The 1,869-nt window shown below is 41.4% G+C and carries 1 protein-coding gene and 1 pseudogene; one reads left to right on the top strand and one right to left on the bottom strand.

Going from position 1 to position 1,869, the window contains the following annotated elements:
* Positions 1-31: 31 nt before the first annotated feature.
* Positions 32-700 (bottom strand): annotated as a pseudogene (locus tag BG32_RS09205) (ISNCY family transposase); the annotation flags it as partial.
* A 600-nt stretch (positions 701-1,300) separates the two neighbouring features.
* Between BG32_RS09205 and BG32_RS09195 the strand changes: the two are divergent.
* Positions 1,301-1,869 (top strand): InlB B-repeat-containing protein (locus BG32_RS09195; RefSeq protein WP_409072657.1); only part of this gene is annotated, 569 nt, incomplete at its 3' end.

The following is a 1,869-nucleotide window of genomic DNA, read 5'->3' as shown; positions in this document are numbered from 1 at the left end:
TCAAGAGAGAGTTAATGCATCAAAATAAAATCTACTCGAAGTCGAGATGAAGGAGATTAAGAACACCTCCCTTTGAGTTAGATTTGGACTTCATTATCTGTATGTCAACCAGTGATTCTTGAGAATGTGCTATATTACTCTTGAGTTTGTATAAATCTAGGGCTTCGTGAACCTTACGAAGCTCATCTTTTTTTGTACAGTCAATCCAGGGAGAGTTAAGCACTCTTTCATAAGGAGTAGCGAACTTGTCGTATTTCTTCACTATCCTTGTACCATCTCTGGTCTTTTCAATCATCTTTTGAGTAGGCTGGAAATGGTTGTTGTAGAGATTCAAGCTTTCATATAGCTCATTCAAGATACTCAGTTCCTCCAAAGTGTCATATCTGTAATAGCCAACGGCCCTTCTGACCAAAGACCAGTTCTTTTGTTCCACATGAGGATTGTCGTTCTTGTTGTAACTCCGGCTTCTGGTAAAGACCAATCTTTCATCCAAACAATACTTATACAAATGAGCGTTAATGAACTCCGAGCCATTGTCGGAATGAATTCCCAAAAGAGGAAAAGGAAGTAACTCTCTCAATGCAATTATAGCTTCGAGAGTCCATCTTTGAGCCTTGTTCCTTATCGGTGCAACGATACTCCAACCACTGGCAACATCCACCATATTCAGGCTATAACAGAATTTTCCCGAGCTATTACCCCTATCAGAATCAATCATTAACCTGAAATAATAGCTGGATAGACTGACGATCCTTTCTCTTGGTGGATTTGATAATCGCTCCGGCGCAACAAATTGATCGTCCCGAGTCTTTTGGAGGTCTCAGTTTTCCAATCCGTTCTGAGTTCGAGCAAACGCACCTACTACAATCTTGATTGCCAATAATTCTTCGTTCGAGCCTCCATAGTATCAGATATCTGCAGTGATCTATTAGAGAGTTTTGTAAGAGGCTTGCTTCATCAAAAAAAATGGATGAAAGTCTAACTAAACGCACATCGGTTCTCTCTTCCGAGGTAGATTCCACAAAGAACTGAGCATCAACTCCTATCTTTCTTCTCAACTTAAAATATCTTGTGATTGCCTTCATTATAAGACTTCTACAAAAGCATGCGTGGACGCTGACGTTCTTCTCTTTCCCGTGAGCATTTATGAACAGATTGGATTGCAACCACTAATGGATAAGGGCAACCAATGACTGAATGACTGTTGATAATGATTTTTTCACAAATGCTCGGGAATATAATACGTTTGAGAGAAGACCATGAACCGAGCAACATAAATATGTATTTCGGAGGTTTTTCTTTGAGAACCTACAGGAATAGAAAACTCAGGTTTCGGAAACTTATGATCTTCGTTGCAGCAATTTCTTTTATCTTCCTATCTACTGAGTGTATCTTCAAGACCGTAACTCTAACTATGCTCGAGCCAGATGAGGGAGGCGAGGTTCAGCCCCTTCCCGGGAATCATAAATACTTGATCAACACGTCTGTAGATATTCAGGCCATGCCCGATGATGGGTGGGACTTCGACCGATGGGAAGTAGATGAGGAATTCTATTCAAATGAGAAAGAGACGAAACTGGAAATGGATTCCGAAAAGACAATCAAAGCTTTTTTCTCGAGACAACCGGTTACCTTAACTATGGAAGATGAAGAAGGAGAGGGAAGTATTTCACCGGTACCGGGAGAGTATCAGTTTGATTATTCTACCCTGGTCGGTCTTTCAGCTACTCCGACAGAAGGCTGGGAATTCGACCGATGGCAGGTTGACGGCGTTTTCTATTCGAGTGAAGAAGAGACGGAATTGTCTATGGACGCAGATAAGATAGTAGAGGCGTTCTTTAACGAGGAGCCTGTGGCTTCGGTCACTCT

This window comes from Mesotoga sp. HF07.pep.5.2.highcov (assembly GCF_003666285.1).
In the GTDB taxonomy this organism is placed as follows: domain Bacteria; phylum Thermotogota; class Thermotogae; order Petrotogales; family Kosmotogaceae; genus Mesotoga; species Mesotoga prima.
The sequence above is the reverse complement of the archived record's forward strand: the minus strand, read 5'-3'. Positions and strand labels throughout refer to the sequence as shown.